A 16,376-nucleotide genomic window follows, 5' to 3' on the forward strand; every position below is an offset into this window, starting at 1 on the left:
GACGCCCGGCGATGCAAGCGGTTCATGGCGCGCGATTTTTATACCCTAGTCTGTCAGAGTACCCAGTTCCGGTGTCTCACCTGTGGCCATTTCATCAGGCCAGTTGGTGCGCCAGATTTCCGCCGACCAGTGTCCGCAATGTACCTTCGGGCGATCAATGCCGGGCAGGGCAGGCAGCAGTGGCGCAACCACCACATCGTGGCGCGGAACGGCGAAATAAGGGAAGGAATAGCGTTCACGCCCGGATCGATTAACCACGCGATGCGGGGTCGATTTCAACCGCCCGCCCGACCACAGTTCCAGCATGTCGCCGATATTGACCACGAAGCCGCCGGGCGGGCAGTCCGGTGTGATCCAGCCGCCGGTGCGGGTCTGCACCTCAAGTCCTCCGACCGGATCGGGAGCGATTATTGTCAGCGCGTCGGTGTCCTTATGCGGATGAATTCCATAGCCAAGCTCATCCGGGGATTGTGGCGGATAGTGTAGCAGGGTCATGTTGGTCATCGGGTCGCGGAAGGCGTCGCGTAGTGTGTTGGGCGGGATTTTTAACCCCACTTCCAATGCACCCAGCAAAAGATCTGTCACGCCATCAAGCTGTAGCCAGTAATCCAGTATTACCGCGCGGGCCTGGGGCACTTCTCGGGGCCAGATATTCGGGCCGTAAAGTGCGCATTCAACCCGGATCGGCGCATCTTCGGCTGCTTCGAAATGCAGCTTGTACCCTTCGTACTTATCCGCCGCGCCCGAGCCGTCATTGGGCGTGAAGAACCCCATCGGAATGTACCCACGATAGTTTTCGCGGGTGATGGCCTGATCCCATTTTCGGGCCTCGTCGATATCAAAGATCGCACTGACACACTCGCGCACCTGCTCGATGTGCTCAGGCGCGATGCCTGTCCCTGTGATCGACAGAAACCCGATGCTGGTGCAGGCATCCATGATCTGCGCGACCGTTGCTTGATACAGCGGACCAGAAGGATCAGTCAGCGGGCTGATATCAATGGTTGGAATACGCTCCATCAGTTAATTCTCACGCCTTGTCGTTCCAGTTCCTGATGCACAGGAACAAGGTTCATGCTGTCGAGATCTTGATTGCTTTTCAAGGATAACGCCGCAGCAATTCCCGCGCCTTGCCCCATGACCGCGCAGCAGGACATGTTGCGCGTTGCGGCGTGAGCGACCCGATCCGCGCCATGGGACCGGCCCGCAACCAACAAGCCCTTGATCCCTTTGGGAAGCATCGAGCGATACGGAATCTGCATATATCGCCCCGTGGTCGGCAAGATCAGAATGCCGTAGCCATCGATGAATTCAGGGTAGATACCGATGGAATCCTCGAACCGGCCCTGATGTCGGGCATCGGTTTCGGTCATGTTGTAGACGGCATCGATCTTGCGCGTATCCCGAATGCCGATGGTCATTCCGAAATTGCGTAGACGTGCGTTTTCGCACCCCGGCATGAAACGGCGGAGGGCATCAATGGCCAGCATCGCCTGTCGGCGGCCTTCGATTTCACCAAAGGTCAGGCTGTCGGGGTCGGTTCCATCGATCTGGTCCATATGAATCAGGTTCATATAGGTCAGTTCTCCGGTATCGTGCATCGCCCCCCAGGTCCCTGCGATCGTGTTCAAATGAGCCGGTATCAGGCCCTCATCAATCGCCTGCTGGAAGGGTTTCTTGACGAAGGGCGAGAACATGTCGTCCTCTTTGCCCGAGGTTTCGATATTCCATTCGCCACCGCCACCCCAGTCTTTATAGGTCTGCGGGTCGGCTTTGACACCTTCAATAAAGGCCCGTTTATCGACACCGGCCAGATGGAACATCACTGAGGCCGCCATCATGTCCTCGCGTGGCGTCTTGTGGGTCGGGGCGCCCGCGCGATGCGCTACATCTGCATCCCCTGTGGCGTCGATGACAACCTTGGCCAAGATCGCCTCACGTCCCGCTTTGGATTCGGTAATCACCCCAGTGATGCGATCCCCCTCCATGATCGGGGCGACGAATTGCCGGTGCAACATCGGATGGACGCCAGCCTCTTCAACCAGCTTGTCGGCCACCAGCTTGAAACCCTCGCTGTCCAGTTCGTAGCTGAGCGATTGGCTTTCAGGCACTGCTGCACCCATCTCTTTGGCGCGGGTTTCGAATTCCATGCCGATGCCTCCGGCCTCGACAGTTTGTTCGTGGCGATACCAGGCAAAGCCTTCGACGCCGACTGCCGTAATATTCCCACCCATGCAACCGAATCTATCCATCAAGGAAACTTCGGCCCCAGCGCGTGCGGCAGCCAGCGCTGCTGACAATCCAGCGGGGCCCGAGCCGACAACCAATACGTCTGTCTGATGAACAACGGGGATCTGGCGGGCGGGTTCGGTGATTGTTTGCATTGCTGCCTCGCGGTTTAACGTTTGCGCCAACATTGAAAACCCCAACGCTCGGGTCAATCAAAAAACCGACTGCGCATGGGTCGCAAAACACCGATGTGCGATTGCCCCCGGCTAGGCTTTGGAATAATCACCTTGCAGCGAAATTCTCACCCGTAAGGTTACGTTATGCGCCTCAGCCGTTACTTTCTGCCCGTTCTCAAGGAAAACCCCTCGGAGGCTCAGATCGTCAGCCACCGGCTGATGCTGCGTGCCGGGATGATCAAACAGGCCGCCGCCGGGATTTATTCCTGGTTGCCATTGGGCTTCAAAGTTCTGCGCAAGCTGGAGAACATTGTGCATGAAGAGCAGGCGCGGGCTGGGCACATCGCGATCCAGATGCCGATTCTGCAATCAGCCGACCTTTGGCGCGAATCCGGTCGTTATGACGATTATGGCCAGGAAATGCTGCGCATGCAGGACCGCCACGGTCGCGATATGCTGTACACGCCGACCGCCGAGGAACTGGTGACCGACATCTTCCGCGGCCACGTGAGCAGCTACAAAGACCTGCCGCTGACGCTCTATCAGATTCAGTGGAAGTTCCGCGATGAAATCCGCCCACGTTTCGGCGTGATGCGGGGGCGCGAGTTCTACATGAAGGACGGATACAATTTCGATCTGACCAAAGAAGACGCGCTGCACGCCTATAACCGCCACTTGGTCAGCTATCTGCGTACTTATGAGCGGATGGGTCTGCAAGCCATCCCGATGCGCGCTGATTCTGGACCTATCGGCGGTGACTACACGCATGAGTTCCTCGTACTGGCCGATACTGGCGAATCCGAGGTCTTTTATGACAGCGCGGTCACCGATCTGACCTTCGGCGATCGTGAGATCGACTATGATAACCGCGAACAGTGTCAGGCGATCCTCGAAGAGTTCACTTCTAAATACGCCCGAACGGACGAAACCCACGACGAAGCCCTGTTTGACCAAATCCCCGAAAACCGCCGCCGCGTGGCGCGTGGTATCGAAGTGGGGCAGATCTTTTATTTTGGCACCCAGTATTCCGAAGCTCTTGGAGCGACTGTGCAAGGCCCGGATGGCAAGCCGGTTCCGGTGCATATGGGCAGCCACGGCATCGGCGTTAGCCGCCTGATCGGTGCGATCATCGAAGCCAGCCATGACGACAAGGGCATTATCTGGCCCGAAGGCGTGACTCCATTCCATTGCGGCATCGTGAACTTGAAGCAAGGCGATGAAGAGGCGGACGCGGCGTGCGATAAACTCTACAGCGCGTTGACCGCACTGGGGTTTGAGCCGCTTTATGATGATCGGAATGAACGGGCAGGGGGCAAGTTTGCCACCATGGACCTGATCGGTCTGCCGTGGCGCATCACTGTGGGTCCGCGTGGATTGAAGAATGGTGTTGTCGAACTCACCAGCCGCCGTACCGGCGAAAGTGAGGAGCTCAGCCCCGATGCGGCCGTCACCAAGATCGCAGAAATCTATGAGGGCATCGCCTGAACAAGGCGGTGCAACCTTCGGCGGTTTAGCTCAGGAAGCTGAGGTCGGACGTGCGGTCAGGAAATCGCCGTCCGCTTCGCTGCCGCGTGCGACCACGATCGGGCGACCAAAGCGGCGTACAAGTTCCGCCAGTTCGAAGCCCAGAAACCGCAATCCACAGACGCGTTCGTCAGTGGTGCGATCCGTGATACACAGCCGCCCCTGCCGGAAAGCAAGGCGATAGCCTTTGTCCCGCAGTATGTCGGCCAACCCGGCCCAGCTTGCTGCGCTTGTGAAAACTGGCCTGATCGCTGCCCGCAACAATGCGGCGCTTTCGCAATCCAGTTCTGTTGCTGCTGAACGGGCAGTAATCGGGCCCGTACCTTCCATATGTTCTTGAATACCCATGAGCGTGCCTCCGCCCTTAAACTCTTAAAATGTGTCCCCCACACAAATAGGGTGACAAAGTTTCTCACACTAATCAATTTGTGAAACAATATTTCGCACCTGAATGTTGCGATTGTGACTCAGTCGGGTGCTGATATCTCACATTGACTTCATAACTGAAACAATAAGCCCGTGTCTGTGAAGGGGTTCACAACCATTGGTATAATTTGCGGCCAGTGATTTCTCGCGCTGCCGCTGATGAGTTGGCGCTTGGGGCAAATGATTCGTTTCAAACTGTTCTTTTCGCCCCTTTATCGGGCGCAGTAACGCCGAACCGGTGTCCGCACGATAACTGGCTTGACCATCCGGCGAAATGTCGAAAGGGTCGCGAAAAATCTGAACCCGAGGCAGGAATGGCCAAATCTCCCCCGCCCTTTGCCCCTTTCGAATGGAAAATCGCCTGGCGATACCTCCGTGCCCGTAGGGCCGAAGGGGGCGTTAGCGTGATGACCTGGATCTCGCTGATCGGGATTACGCTCGCTGTGTTCGCTTTGATCGCGACGCTGGCTGTTCGGTCCGGATTCCGGTCAGAATTCGTGGGCACTATTCTTGGGGCCAACGCACATGTCACGGTTTATTCCGCCGGAGAAATCGATGCGCAGGGGCGGCTAGACCGTACCATCACGGATTTCGATGGAATGGCCGAGCGGATCGCGCAGGTGCCGGGGGTCGAACGGGCAGCACCGCTTGTCAAAGGTCAGGTGCTGATCACCAACGCGGACCGCAGTTCAGGCGTGCAGGTCTTTGGCATTCGTCCCGACGATCTGGCCGAGTTGGCAGGTATTGCAGAAAGCGAAGAGGCCTATGGTGACCTGTCCCGGTTCCCGGACGGCATCGCCATCGGCTCGGGCGTGGCGCGGGCCATCGGGGCGACGGTGGGGGATCGGGTCAAACTGACCTCGCCCAACGGTGTCAAAACCGCATTTGGCACATCTCCCCGCGTGAACGCTTATGAGGTGGTCTATGTCTTTTCTGCCGGGCGCTATGACATCGACCGCACGCGCGTCTACATGCCGTTTGCCGAGGCGCAAAGCTTCTTCAACCGTGAAGGCGTGGCGGACGAGATCGAAGTGATGGTTGAGCGCCCCGAAGAGTTGACCCCGATCCTGATTCCGATCCTTGAGGCCGCAGGTGAGCGCAGCCAGATCTGGACTTGGCAGGATGCCTCTGGAGGATTCCTGCGGGCGCTGGAGGTCGAAGACAATGTGATGTTCATCATCCTGTCGATCCTCGTGCTGATTGCAGCAATGAACATCGTCTCGGGGTTGATCATGCTGGTGAAGAACAAAGGGCGCGACATCGGTATCTTACGCACCATCGGGCTCAGCGAAGGATCAGTGCTGCGGGTGTTCTTCATTTGCGGGGCCTTTACGGGAATCATCGGAACAGCGATGGGCGTCGTACTGGGCTGCCTCTTCGCTATCTATATCGATCCGATTTTTTCCTTCGTGAACTACGTCATGGGTGGCGGCGTCTGGGACCCGTCCATTCGCGGCATCTACGCATTGCCCGCCGAATTGCACCTGTCTGACGTCATGAAAGCGATAGGGCTGTCACTTGGCCTGTCTTTCCTTGTCACCTATTTCCCGGCTCGTCGCGCAGCGCGGCTGAACCCGGTTGAGGCGCTGCGCTATGAGTGATGTGACTTTAAGGCTCAGCGGTCTGACCAAGACCTATCTGCAAGGCACCCCAGGAGAGGTGCAGGTTCTGCGCGGTGCCGATCTGGAGCTGCGCGCGGGTGAGGCTGTGGCATTGGTTGCGCCATCCGGGGCGGGCAAGTCGACCCTGCTGCATATCGCGGGCCTGCTGGATATCCCGGATACCGGCGAAGTCGAAGTCGCAGGGCAGGGCGCGACGGGCAAAGGGGATCGCACGCGCACAGCGATCCGTCGGCGCGATGTTGGCTTCGTCTATCAGTTCCACCATCTGTTGCCTGAGTTTACGGCGCTGGAGAACATCGTGTTGCCGCAACTGGCAAACGGTGCTTCCGAGAAAGCAGCGCAAGCCCGTGCGATGCAGTTGCTTGATCGCGTTGGCGTCGCTCCGCGCGCAGATCACCGGCCAGCAGCCTTGTCGGGCGGAGAGCAACAGCGCGTGGCCTTCTGCCGGGCACTGGCAAATCAGCCACGTGTGCTGCTGGCGGATGAGCCAACCGGCAATCTGGACCCCGATACCTCGGATCAGGTGTTTGCGGCCCTTATGGCGCTGGTGCGGGATGAAGGGCTTTCGGCGCTGATCGCGACGCATAACCTTGATCTGGCGGCGCGGATGGACCGGATGTTGCGGCTGGAAGGGGGCGTGCTCAGGCCAGCTGAGTGATGGCGACCCCGATTGCCATTACTGCAATGCCTCCTGCCCGCATGAACGTCAGCGGCGTAACCTGAGCGCCGAACAGACCGAAATGGTCAATCGCAGCTGTGCTGATCAACTGGCCGAGCAAGACGAAAAACACCGCATTGCCCACGCCAAAATGTGGGGCCACATGGGTGATTGATAGCACATAGAAGGCGATTAATACGCCGCCCAGCAGCAGATGTTTGGGGGCTTGGGTGAGTTTGGCAAAGGCATCGGATCCACCGAGTACCAACAGCGCCAGCGCTGAAGCGACAAAGGCGATCGCGAACAGGACGACGGCGGCCGCATTGGGTGAGCCGATCAACCTGCCCAAGGCTGCATTCAGAGCGGCGAGGATGGGAACGCCGATCCCGGCGGCCAGCATGATGGCTGCGTATTGTGTCATTGCCTTTTGTCCCTGCGCCTATTTCGTTGATCTGGATCATTGCGCCAGCGTGAACTCCCGGCAAGTCTCGATTTGCCAGGCAGGAGGGAGAAAAGTGATGATCCGATCAATACTTGGCGCGGGCGCGCTGACTGTACTTACCATGATACCACAGGCCTCTTCAGCTCAGGACGTGGAGACCGGGGCCGAGCTGTATCAGCACTATTGCGCTACCTGTCATGGGTTGGATGCAACGGGGCATGGGCCAATGGCCGGGGTGCTGGTGATCCAGCCAACAAACCTGAGAACGCTGGCCGATGCAAATGGTGTATTTCCGACAGCGCGCGTCGTGGCGCGGATTGACGGGCGCGAACCGTTGGTCAGCCATGGCAGCCCGATGCCGGTTTATGGCCCCTATTTCGAAGGTAACGACACCGCGATCAAATCGCCGGAAGGGCAGCCTATCCTGACCAGCAAGCCAATCGTGGATCTAGTGGCGTACCTGAAGACCCTGCAAGTGAACTAAAAAGCTCAGCGACAGATGCCATTAATCTCTGCGCCCGCCCAGGGTATCAGGACGGAGCTTTCGCGCCTGTTACCGGGCAATTTCGAGACTTCGAATTGGGCGCTTAGCATATCGTGCAGACGCTTGGTTCGAGGTGCGTCGGGGTCGAGCGCCCGGCAGCAAACATATTCCTCGACGATGGCGCCCTGCTGTTCGTAGCCATAGGCCAGAAAATCGGGCGAAGTATCAAGGTCGAACAGGTAAGGATCGTCCTTCCGGCCATGCTCTGCCGCAGCGCGGAACGGGTGATAACCAGTTGTCTTGCGATTTTGCCACTGCCAGACATGGGTTAATTCATGCGCAAGCAACATTGCCCCGATCAGGTTCACCTGATCGGGGTACTGGCTCATGTAGTCGTCCAGATACCAGTCCTTCGTGAAGTATACATGATTGAACAGCGCAACGCCCGCGGGTTTGCCGGTCACGGTTTCCTCTTTGACAGGTGGTAAGATTCGTTCACGGCAGGCAACCCGAGGGCGGGCTTTGCGGGTAAATGTAACCGCTGCGACGGGGGCACCCTCTACCAATCGCACACGATCCAGATTCAATGTGTCTCCGTGGATTTTACTGACAAATGCGCGCTCGTGATCGGTTAGAGGTCGACCACAGGCTACACACAGAAACAGCAATGAAATCAACAGGGGGCGGATCATAGCATTAAGCCTAATGCGGCAGCTCGGCGCTGCAAGTCGTTTTCAAAGGCTCATCGCTAGAACCCGGCTGATTTCCGTCAGCGATCGCCCGGATTGTTCCATCCATATATTGAACGCGGCCTGCACAGCGGCCATTGCTTTTTTGGAGGTTGCAGGTTTGTCGATAACGCCCTCAGCGATCAGACGAGCTGTTACATCTTGGGACAGAATAAAGCTGTCCCGTCCGGCAAACCGCATAGCATACTGCGCCGAAGCACCGCCAAGCCGCGATCCGCGCTTGGCGAGCATCTGTAGCAAGCCGACATAATCCTGTGATGGCCACCCGCCCAGAATTTGCCCGACGCCACCTTCCGCGCGGAGTTCCAGCAGAAACGCGGCATTGTCGCGCACTGTGGCAATCTTGGTTCCGTTGCGGACAATGCGGGTGTCCTGCAGCAGTGCGTCGAATTTCTCGTCATCCATGAATGCGCAGCGTCCAATGTCGAAGCCGTCAAATGCCGTTTCGAATCCGTCCCACTTCGATTCGATCACTTTCCAGTTAAACCCTGCCTGGAACACGGTTTTCGTAATAAGCGATAACCAGCGATCATCTGACATCGCCACCAATTCGGCGATTGGTTTAGGCTTGCTTAGCTTGCTTTCCAGTTCGGCGGGGCCGCCGTGGCGATCAGCCGATATCTGGTAGATCTTTTCAAAGTGACGCATCTCCCAGACCCTCCCTTATCCAGATGCTGCCTTATTAAGAAGATTTGACAAGGCAAATCAGATCTTGAGATGAAGCGCGTGTTTTATATTGACTAGTCAATCAATATCTTTGACGGTTCCGAACTGACGGTGTTAAGTGTGTGTATTGCCGAGTGGAGCAGCAGGGATGGGTCGTGGTTTAACGCTAGATGAAGCGCGTCGGACCCGGAACAACTGTTCCCTTTCCTTTTTCGGCTAAACTTGTGCATGTTGCGAAATGTGCTGTGACCACAAATGATCCTGGGCGGGCTCGATATCGCCATGGGGCAAACGTAAAAAACAGGGAGTTGTTGTTATGAAAAAGCTAAGCGTAAGCTTTTTGGCTATCGCAGTGGCCGGGGCGGCCCATGCCGCAGATATGGGCGCGGTCGATGAACCGATCAAGCTGGCGATCAACGAATGGACCGGTCAACATGTGACCACCCATGTGGCAGGTGAGATGCTGAAGGCCGCCGGTTATAACGTAGAATACGTGACCGCCGGGATGATGAATCAGTTCCAGGCGTTGGCCGATGGGGACATTGACGCGACATTGGAAATCTGGTCGTCCAACGTGTCCGACGAATACGCCAAGAAGATCGACGAAGGCACCGTTGTTGAAATCGGCGATCTGGGGCTTGATGCCAAGGAAGGCATTGCCTACCCGGCACATGTAGCGGAGCTGTGCCCGGGCCTGCCTGCGTGGGAAGCGCTGAAAGAGTGTGCGCAAGTTTTTGCTACGGCTGAAACTCTGCCCGGTGGCCGTCTGGTCGATTACCCAGCGGATTGGGGTACGCCCGGCGCGGATCGTATGACCGGTCTTGAATTGCCGTTCAAAGCGGTCCCCGCGGGTTCCGAGGGCGCTTTGATCGCCGAATTGCGCGCCTCGACCGAGCGCAAGTCGCCGTTGCTGATCACCTTCTGGCAGCCACATTGGGCGATGTCGGCATATGACGTACAGTTTGTCGAACTGCCTGCAGGCGAAGAGGCGTGCTTTAACGATCCGTCTTGGGGCCCGAACCCCAACGCAGTGAATGATTGCGATTTCTCGCCGTCACGTATCTTCAAGGCCGGTTGGAGCGGCATGGCAGACAAGTGGCCCGCTGCCTATGAAATCCTGACTAACTATCAGCTTTCGGTCGAAGACCAGCAGCCAATGATGGGGGCGATCGACGTAGATGGTGGCGCGGTCGAAGAAGTCGTCGCGGCATGGATGGCCGAGAATGAAGACAAATGGCGCCCCGTCGTTGACGCGGCAACGCAGTGAGTCCGCTTAAGTGACTGAAGCGAATACGCCAGCCATCGCCTGCCAGAATCTCTGGCAGGTGTTTGGCCAAGGTGCCGACAAAGCTCTGACCGACGCGCTGTCTCGGTCAGGGAGTGACGCTGACAAAGCCGCCGCCGATTTGCGCGAACTGGGGTTTATCCCTGCTGTTCAGGATGCCAATTTCGAGGTCAAAGAAGGCGAGCTTTTTGTCATCATGGGTCTGTCCGGCTCGGGCAAATCGACGCTGATTCGTTGCATTTCGCAACTTCTGCCCGGTACGGGCGGCGAGATCCGTGTGGATGGCGAGAATGTCGTCGGTGCATCGAAGAAAACCCTGACTGAACTAAGGCGCAAGAAGCTGGGCATGGTTTTCCAGCATTTTGGCCTGTTCCCTCATATGACCGTGGCTGAAAACGTGGCTTATCCGCTACGTGTGCAAGGCGTCGGCAAAAAGGAACGTTTGGCGCGTGCGCAGGAAGTAATCTCGCTGGTCGGCCTGGAAGGCCGCGAAGATAGCTTTCCTCGGCAGCTTTCGGGTGGTCAACGCCAACGCGTGGGGATCGCGCGCAGCCTTGCGGTGAATCCCGATATCTGGTTTCTGGACGAGCCGTTCTCGGCCCTTGATCCTTTGATCCGCCGCCAGCTGCAGGATGAATTCCTACGCATCCAGGCGACGTTGAAGAAATCCATCGTCTTTATCACTCACGACATTCAAGAGGCGCTGAAACTGGCCGACCGCATCGCCATTATGCGCGATGGCAAAATCGTTCAGATCGGCACGCCGACGGATATCGTGCTGCGTCCGGTAGACGACTACGTGCGCGAATTTTCTAAGGACGTGGCCAAAGGCCAGCATGCCAAGGTTGCTTCGGTCATGCGTGATGATGCTGAGCGTGGGCCGGATGATCCGGGCTTGACCACATCCATGACGCTCGACGCGGCGCTCGCACATTGCATGGAGCTGTATGAACCCGTGCCCGTCCGCGATGCAGACGGCAATATTGTCGGTACGGTTCATCCGTCCGATCTCGCCGCAGCCCTGCAGGTGGATGAAGCATGACCGCTGTGACGGATATCCCCGCGCGGCAGGCCCGCCTGACGGCTGGGGCGCAGGCCGCGCTGATTACCCTTGTCGTTGGTGCGGTTTGCCTTGCGCTGGAAGGCGTTGCCCCATGGCTGATCACATGGCCCAAAGAATGGGAACTGCCTGCAACGCAATGGGTTGGGGCGTTTCTCGACTGGTTTCTGAATGGCATTAAACCGGCGATGCGGTTGTTTTCGGACCTGATGACGTATCCGATGAATGCTGCAAACTACGTGCTCGGCAGCACGCCCTGGCCGATCTTGATTGGGGTCGTCACTGCGCTGGGTTGGTATCTGGGCGGTTTGCCGATGGCTGCGCTGGGGTTCTTTGGCCTCAGCTTCGTTCTGGCTTCAGGCTATTGGGCCGAGAGCATGAATACGCTGGCCCTTGTCGCCGTGTCTGTCCCCGTGGCGCTGATTATGGGCGGGGCTATCGGTATTCTTGCCAATGAAGTGCCACGTGTGAAGGCCTTTGTTCAGGCAGTACTGGACATCATGCAAACGGTGCCGACCTTTGCCTATCTGACGCCGCTGCTGCTTCTGTTTGGCTTCGGTCCGGTGGTCGGCCTGATCGCTTCGGCCATCTACGCCGCGCCACCTATGGCTCGCAACGTTATGCTGGGGCTGGAACGGGTAGAGCCCGAAATCAAAGAAGCTGCGATCATGTCCGGCGGGACGCGCTGGCAGCAGCTCTTTCAGGTCGAAATTCCTGCTGCCACGACTCAGATCATGGTTGGTGTGAACCAATGCCTGATGGCCGCCCTGTCGATGGTGATCATCGCTGCGGTCATCGGCGGCTTCAACGACATCGGCTGGGAAGTCCTTTTGACCATGCGCAAGGCGCAGTTCGGTGAATCCCTCATGGCCGGTCTGGTCATCGTTGTCTTCGCAGTGATCATCGACAGGATGAGCGGCACTTTGGCGACCGAGCGCAAGCGATATGACAGCCGCGTTGTCTGGGCGATGCTGGGCTTTGCAGTGCTATTTACCGCTGCCTTCTGGTCCCGGTTGCCGAACCCGTCTGACCTTACAGTTCTGGACCCGATGGCCGAGGCGATTGACACCGGCCTGACCTCATTTACGCAGGCTAACGGGCCTTGGCTGGACGCACTCAAGAACAACTCTCTGTTCTATGTGTTGTTGCCCTTGCGGATCGGTCTGGACCAGGCTGTACTACCGTTCACCTGGGGGTTCCAGTGGACCCCGAGCATGAGCTGGGGTCTGTTCGCCGCTGGTGCGGCTATCGCTCTGCTGATGACATGGCGCGGGCATCTGACCGGTGGACTGATCGTTCTTATCCTGATCGGAATGCTGGAAACCGGCATATCAAACCTGCCTTGGCCGTTTGTCCTGACGGGCGCGGCTGCGCTGGGTTGGGTCGCGGGTGGCTGGCGTCTTGCGGCGCTGTCGGTTGGGCTGCTGTGTACCATCCTCGTTTCAGGCCTGTGGGAGCGGGCACTCCTGTCGCTCTACCTCAGCGGTGCCGCAGTGTTTTCCTGCGCAGTAGTCGGAGGGCTGATCGGTCTTGCCAGCGCAGTTTGGGGGCCGGTCTGGAAAGTGGTTCGCCCGATCTGTGATATGCTGCAGACGATCCCACTGTTTGTGTTCCTGATCCCGGTTCTGATGGTGTTTCAGATCGGTGAGTTCTCGGCCTTCCTGGCGATCTGCGCCTACGCCATCGTCCCGATGATCCGCTACACGCGACACGGGCTGGTCAACACACCCGAGGAAATGATGGAAGCCGCAATCTCCAGCGGCGCGACCGAGTGGCAGATCATGCGCGACGTCCGCGCGCCCTATGCCGCACCGACCATCCTACTGGGGCTGAACCAGACCATCCTCTATGCCTTCGCCATGCTGGTGATAGCGGCACTGATCGGGACAACCGGTCTGGGCCAGTCGATTTATCTGGCGCTGGGGCAGGCGGATGTGGGGCTTGGCATCTCGGCCGGTGCCGCCATGGCTATTTTAGCACTGATCGCTGATCGTATGGTGCAGGGTTTTGCCGAGGAACGCCGCAAGGCGCTGGGCCTGTAAGACAGGGCAGGGGCGGGTAACCGCCCCTTTGCCCTCACTTGATTTCGGACAAAGACCAGCGCGCTGTCACGGCCTAAACCGGGCGCAACACGTTCGGAGATTACGATGACTGGTTGGGGCCTCTTCCTCGCAGCACTTGCCACATTCCTTCTTAGCCACATGATTCCAGCACGCCCAGCAGTGCGCGGCTGGCTGATCGGTACGATGGGAAAGCGCGCATATTTCGCCAGCTATTCAATGATTTCGCTAGCAGTTTTGGCCTGGTTGATCATCGCCGCCGCAAATGCACCCTATGTCGAAGTGATCCCGCCGCTTCCAATCTTTCGCTGGGTGCCTTTGCTGGTCATGCCTATAGTCTGCTGGTTGGCCATTGCGGGCCTGTCGATCCGGAACCCGTTCTCATTCGGAGGGCTGGGGCACCGTCCGTTCGATCCCGAAAACCCTGGAATCCTGCGCACGACGCGTCATCCGATACTTGTGGCGTTGATGCTATGGGCTTTGGCACATCTCTTGGCCAATGGAAGCCTGTCGCATGTCATCCTGTTCGGCTTGTTTGCTGGCTTTGCGTTGATGGGCATGGCGCTCATTGATCACCGCACCGCGCGCAATTTGGGGACGGAATGGGTACGCCTTTCCCGCAATACCGCGCGCCTGTCACTCAGCGCGCCCCGCCCTTGGCCCAGCCTTTGGGTCTGGTTGACTGCTTTGGCTTCTTACGCGGTTCTCCTCCACCTGCACGCATCGGTGATCGGGCTTTCTCCGTTGCCTTGATGGATGAAGGTGGTCGGGCAAGCCGACGCGTGCTATCTGAAACGTCATCGACTGAAATCTGAGGTCCAAAAAAAATGCATCTGGCCTATGTAACGACAACCGATCGCGGTGCGACTGACCGCCTGCTTAGCGAATTTGCGGATGGTCTTGTGCAGGCCGGAACACCGATTGCCGGGGTTGTGCAGACCAACACCGAATGTGCCGACGGATATAAATGCGATATGGATCTGAAAGTCATTCCGACCGGGGAAACCATTCGCATCTCACAATCCCTTGGCAAGAACGCTCGGGGTTGCCGTCTGGATCCGGCTGAATTGGAACGGGCCGTCGGCCTCGTGACGCGGTCGCTTGAGGATGGCCCTCAATTGCTGATCATCAACAAGTTCGGAAAGCACGAGGCGGACGGGCGGGGCTTTCGCCCGATTATCGCCGACGCTCTTGAACGTGAAATTCCCGTCTTGGTGGGCGTCAATCAGTTGAACATTGAAAAGTTTCAGGAATTCGCCGGCGGCATAGCCGAGGCGCTTGGCCCCGATGTCAGCAGCCTGACTGAGTGGTTTGACAAAATATCCCAAACTGACGTTCAACCCGCCGCGGCATCTGGCGGCTGAAGCCCAGGCATCCATCTGCTGAGCTGCGCGCATTGTTTCACGCGCCCAACTGCCGCAAAAATGGTGGACTTGAGCCCACACATCGGGTCTAGCTTCGGTCAAAGTTGCAATCCGGCGGCCAGATATCCTGGGCGAGTGCCGACGAAATGGGCTTATCCATGATCGAAGATCAGTGCGTCTCAGATGAGCGATCTCTGGAAGCCGCTTGCGGGGTCGATGACCCGGCAGCGAAGCAATCCCGTCTCGATGGGTTGATGTCGACAGATTGCTTCTGGTTAAGCATAGTCACGGCTTACTTTCTGCTTCATGTCGTATTGCGAGTTGCAACCGGCGGCGCGCTTGGTCTGGATGAGGCTGAGATACTTCTTGATGCGCGCCGCCTGGAATGGGGCTACGGCCCGCAACTGCCACTTTATGCCTGGCTGCAATGGGGCATCTTTCAGATAACCGGTCCCGGCATATTAGGGCTGTCACTGCTGAAGAACGGGATGCTGCTGGCGACGGTTGTCGCGCTGTACCTGACCATACGAACCCGTCATGCGCCACTGTGGGCAGGGCTGTCGGTCCTGTCACTTCTGATGCTCTATCAGTTTAGTTGGGAGGCGCAACGCGCGCTGACGCATACCGTTCTGGCCAATCTCTGCTCGGTTCTGACCTTCGCGGTGATTTGGGGGCTAATTCGCAAACCGACGACTTGGGGATTCGTCTTGCTGGGCGTAGTCGTGGCAATGGGAAGTTTGTCAAAATACAACTATGCGATCGCGCTGCTGGCCATGTTGCTGGCGGCTTTCAGTGCATCTGAGACGCGCAAGCCTCTCTGGTCGCCTCGACTGCTGCTTTCGTTGGGTGTCGCCGCATTGCTTGTCACACCACCGATGCTATGGGTTCTGAACAATCCCGAACACGCATTTGCAAGCGCGCGCAAGTTGGACATGAGCAGCGATGGCCCAACCACATTGATCGCGCTGCAAGGCTTGGTTGAGTTGGCCTTGGCGTCGGCTGGGTTTGTATCGCTCTTGCTAATCGTCCTGGGTGTTCTCTGGTTGGTCTACCTCAGACAAGGGGTGGCCGCCAAAGGCGATGATCTGAGGCGATTGATGACGCGTACTCTGGTCTGGGCGTTGTTACTTATGGCGGCTGTAGTGCTTGTGAGCGGAAGCACCAACGTAAAGGATCGCTGGCTGCAACCGATATTGATTTATGCCGGCCCCGTGCTGTGTTTGTGGTTGTTACCGAGTGCAGGTCGTAAAGGCGTAAGGCGATTTGCCCAGGTCAGCGCCGTTCTGGCGGTGTTTATTGGACTGGCGATGCTGCATCACAATCTGGCAGGGGATGCCAAACGCGCGGCCCCTTTCGCTACTTTGACCTCTGAGATAATTGCGCAAACAGCGCCCGAAAATGCAATTGTTGCTGACAATTGGATTTCCGGAAACATGGCCTATTTTGCGCCCGATCATCCTGTTTACAGCGATCGGGACCCGCGCGCGCCAAATGCTGCTCTTCGGGTTTGGGAATCGGCTCGAAATGCCCCGAAGGACGTCGACCCAGCACAGGTGAAAACCTTGGTTGCGCCATACCGCTTTGACAACAACGAAGAGATGTCGCTGTCATTTGGACCTGTATCGCAATAG

At 57.7% G+C, this 16,376-nt stretch carries 16 protein-coding genes; 10 read left to right on the forward strand and 6 right to left on the reverse strand.

All coding sequences use genetic code 11. The annotated features are described in order from the left end of the window. Window positions 1-45: 45 nt before the first annotated feature. Together ACR0AW_RS13455 and ACR0AW_RS13460 are read right to left on the reverse strand one after the other, a co-directional pair. Entirely contained in the window at window positions 46-1,020 is a 975-nt protein-coding gene (locus tag ACR0AW_RS13455; RefSeq protein WP_170732938.1) for an isopenicillin N synthase family oxygenase, read from the reverse strand. After that, on the reverse strand, window positions 1,020-2,417 hold the full coding sequence (locus ACR0AW_RS13460; RefSeq protein WP_170594715.1) for an FAD-dependent oxidoreductase: 1,398 nt from the start codon (window positions 2,415-2,417) through the stop codon (window positions 1,020-1,022). Before ACR0AW_RS13460 ends, ACR0AW_RS13455 begins: the two co-directional genes overlap by 1 nt. 132 nt (window positions 2,418-2,549) lie before the next feature. On the opposite strand from ACR0AW_RS13460, the gene proS reads away from it, so the two are divergent. Beyond that, window positions 2,550-3,890 carry a proline--tRNA ligase gene (proS, locus tag ACR0AW_RS13465; protein ID WP_170732937.1) on the forward strand — a complete coding sequence of 447 codons (1,341 nt, stop codon included), beginning with the start codon at window positions 2,550-2,552 and terminating at the stop codon, window positions 3,888-3,890. A gap of 30 nt (window positions 3,891-3,920) precedes the next feature. Here proS and ACR0AW_RS13470 read toward each other — a convergent pair whose 3' ends face one another. Further along, entirely contained in the window at window positions 3,921-4,277 is a 357-nt protein-coding gene (locus ACR0AW_RS13470; protein ID WP_170563856.1) for a hypothetical protein, read from the reverse strand. A 392-nt stretch (window positions 4,278-4,669) separates the two neighbouring features. Between ACR0AW_RS13470 and ACR0AW_RS13475 the strand changes: the two genes are divergently transcribed. After that, window positions 4,670-5,956, forward strand: a complete 1,287-nt coding sequence (locus tag ACR0AW_RS13475) for a lipoprotein-releasing ABC transporter permease subunit (protein ID WP_170732936.1) — start codon at window positions 4,670-4,672, stop codon at window positions 5,954-5,956. Further along, window positions 5,949-6,635 (forward strand): ABC transporter ATP-binding protein, encoded by a 687-nt coding sequence (locus ACR0AW_RS13480; protein WP_170392116.1) that lies wholly within the window; start codon window positions 5,949-5,951, stop codon window positions 6,633-6,635. Before ACR0AW_RS13475 ends, ACR0AW_RS13480 begins: the two co-directional genes overlap by 8 nt. Here the strand turns inward: ACR0AW_RS13480 and ACR0AW_RS13485 are convergent. Further along, window positions 6,619-7,056 (reverse strand): DMT family transporter, encoded by a 438-nt coding sequence (locus ACR0AW_RS13485; RefSeq protein WP_170512310.1) that lies wholly within the window; start codon window positions 7,054-7,056, stop codon window positions 6,619-6,621. The genes ACR0AW_RS13480 and ACR0AW_RS13485 overlap by 17 nt on opposite strands. Window positions 7,057-7,153: 97 nt before the next feature. On the opposite strand from ACR0AW_RS13485, the gene ACR0AW_RS13490 reads away from it, so the two are divergent. Further along, window positions 7,154-7,561: a c-type cytochrome gene (locus ACR0AW_RS13490; protein ID WP_170512308.1), complete on the forward strand. Its 408-nt coding sequence runs from the start codon at window positions 7,154-7,156 to the stop codon at window positions 7,559-7,561. Between the two features lie 5 nt (window positions 7,562-7,566). Here ACR0AW_RS13490 and ACR0AW_RS13495 read toward each other — a convergent pair whose 3' ends face one another. Next, a complete protein-coding gene (locus tag ACR0AW_RS13495) occupies window positions 7,567-8,253 on the reverse strand; it encodes a hypothetical protein (protein WP_170392110.1) in 687 nt (228 codons plus the stop codon). A 42-nt stretch (window positions 8,254-8,295) separates the two neighbouring features. Continuing rightward, the gene (locus ACR0AW_RS13500) at window positions 8,296-8,958 is read right to left on the reverse strand and encodes a DNA-3-methyladenine glycosylase I (RefSeq protein ID WP_170732935.1); all 663 of its coding nucleotides are present in this window, start codon (window positions 8,956-8,958) and stop codon (window positions 8,296-8,298) included. A 334-nt stretch (window positions 8,959-9,292) separates the two neighbouring features. Between ACR0AW_RS13500 and ACR0AW_RS13505 the strand changes: the two genes are divergently transcribed. From ACR0AW_RS13505 to ACR0AW_RS13530, 6 genes are all read left to right on the forward strand, one after another. Then, complete coding sequence (locus tag ACR0AW_RS13505; protein ID WP_170392106.1) at window positions 9,293-10,243, forward strand: ABC transporter substrate-binding protein; 951 nt, start codon at window positions 9,293-9,295, stop codon at window positions 10,241-10,243. Window positions 10,244-10,253: 10 nt separating this feature from the next. After that, entirely contained in the window at window positions 10,254-11,303 is a 1,050-nt protein-coding gene (locus ACR0AW_RS13510) for a betaine/proline/choline family ABC transporter ATP-binding protein (RefSeq protein ID WP_170732934.1), read from the forward strand. Next, entirely contained in the window at window positions 11,300-13,363 is a 2,064-nt protein-coding gene (locus tag ACR0AW_RS13515; RefSeq protein ID WP_170401463.1) for an ABC transporter permease subunit, read from the forward strand. The genes ACR0AW_RS13510 and ACR0AW_RS13515 overlap by 4 nt, the downstream gene beginning before the upstream one ends. Before the next feature lie 105 nt (window positions 13,364-13,468). Continuing rightward, entirely contained in the window at window positions 13,469-14,134 is a 666-nt protein-coding gene (locus tag ACR0AW_RS13520) for an NnrU family protein (RefSeq protein WP_170732933.1), read from the forward strand. A gap of 74 nt (window positions 14,135-14,208) precedes the next feature. Then, the gene (locus ACR0AW_RS13525) at window positions 14,209-14,745 is read left to right on the forward strand and encodes a DUF2478 domain-containing protein (protein WP_170732932.1); all 537 of its coding nucleotides are present in this window, start codon (window positions 14,209-14,211) and stop codon (window positions 14,743-14,745) included. Between the two features lie 158 nt (window positions 14,746-14,903). Further along, window positions 14,904-16,376: a glycosyltransferase family 39 protein gene (locus ACR0AW_RS13530; RefSeq protein ID WP_170732931.1), complete on the forward strand. Its 1,473-nt coding sequence runs from the start codon at window positions 14,904-14,906 to the stop codon at window positions 16,374-16,376.

The organism is Ruegeria sp. C5 (assembly GCF_056537605.1).

What these genes read in the sequence shown, in the direction of transcription:
- ACR0AW_RS13455 (WP_170732938.1), bottom strand. Translation starts at nt 1,020, where the DNA reads ATGGAGCGTATTCCAACCATTGATATCAGCCCGCTGACTGATCCTTCT.
- ACR0AW_RS13460 (WP_170594715.1), bottom strand. Translation starts at nt 2,417, where the DNA reads ATGTTGGCGCAAACGTTAAACCGCGAGGCAGCAATGCAAACAATCACC.
- proS (WP_170732937.1), top strand. Translation starts at nt 2,550, where the DNA reads ATGCGCCTCAGCCGTTACTTTCTGCCCGTTCTCAAGGAAAACCCCTCG.
- ACR0AW_RS13470 (WP_170563856.1), bottom strand. Translation starts at nt 4,277, where the DNA reads ATGGGTATTCAAGAACATATGGAAGGTACGGGCCCGATTACTGCCCGT.
- ACR0AW_RS13475 (WP_170732936.1), top strand. Translation starts at nt 4,670, where the DNA reads ATGGCCAAATCTCCCCCGCCCTTTGCCCCTTTCGAATGGAAAATCGCC.
- ACR0AW_RS13480 (WP_170392116.1), top strand. Translation starts at nt 5,949, where the DNA reads ATGAGTGATGTGACTTTAAGGCTCAGCGGTCTGACCAAGACCTATCTG.
- ACR0AW_RS13485 (WP_170512310.1), bottom strand. Translation starts at nt 7,056, where the DNA reads ATGACACAATACGCAGCCATCATGCTGGCCGCCGGGATCGGCGTTCCC.
- ACR0AW_RS13490 (WP_170512308.1), top strand. Translation starts at nt 7,154, where the DNA reads ATGATCCGATCAATACTTGGCGCGGGCGCGCTGACTGTACTTACCATG.
- ACR0AW_RS13495 (WP_170392110.1), bottom strand. Translation starts at nt 8,253, where the DNA reads ATGATCCGCCCCCTGTTGATTTCATTGCTGTTTCTGTGTGTAGCCTGT.
- ACR0AW_RS13500 (WP_170732935.1), bottom strand. Translation starts at nt 8,958, where the DNA reads ATGCGTCACTTTGAAAAGATCTACCAGATATCGGCTGATCGCCACGGC.
- ACR0AW_RS13505 (WP_170392106.1), top strand. Translation starts at nt 9,293, where the DNA reads ATGAAAAAGCTAAGCGTAAGCTTTTTGGCTATCGCAGTGGCCGGGGCG.
- ACR0AW_RS13515 (WP_170401463.1), top strand. Translation starts at nt 11,300, where the DNA reads ATGACCGCTGTGACGGATATCCCCGCGCGGCAGGCCCGCCTGACGGCT.
- ACR0AW_RS13520 (WP_170732933.1), top strand. Translation starts at nt 13,469, where the DNA reads ATGACTGGTTGGGGCCTCTTCCTCGCAGCACTTGCCACATTCCTTCTT.
- ACR0AW_RS13525 (WP_170732932.1), top strand. Translation starts at nt 14,209, where the DNA reads ATGCATCTGGCCTATGTAACGACAACCGATCGCGGTGCGACTGACCGC.
- ACR0AW_RS13530 (WP_170732931.1), top strand. Translation starts at nt 14,904, where the DNA reads ATGATCGAAGATCAGTGCGTCTCAGATGAGCGATCTCTGGAAGCCGCT.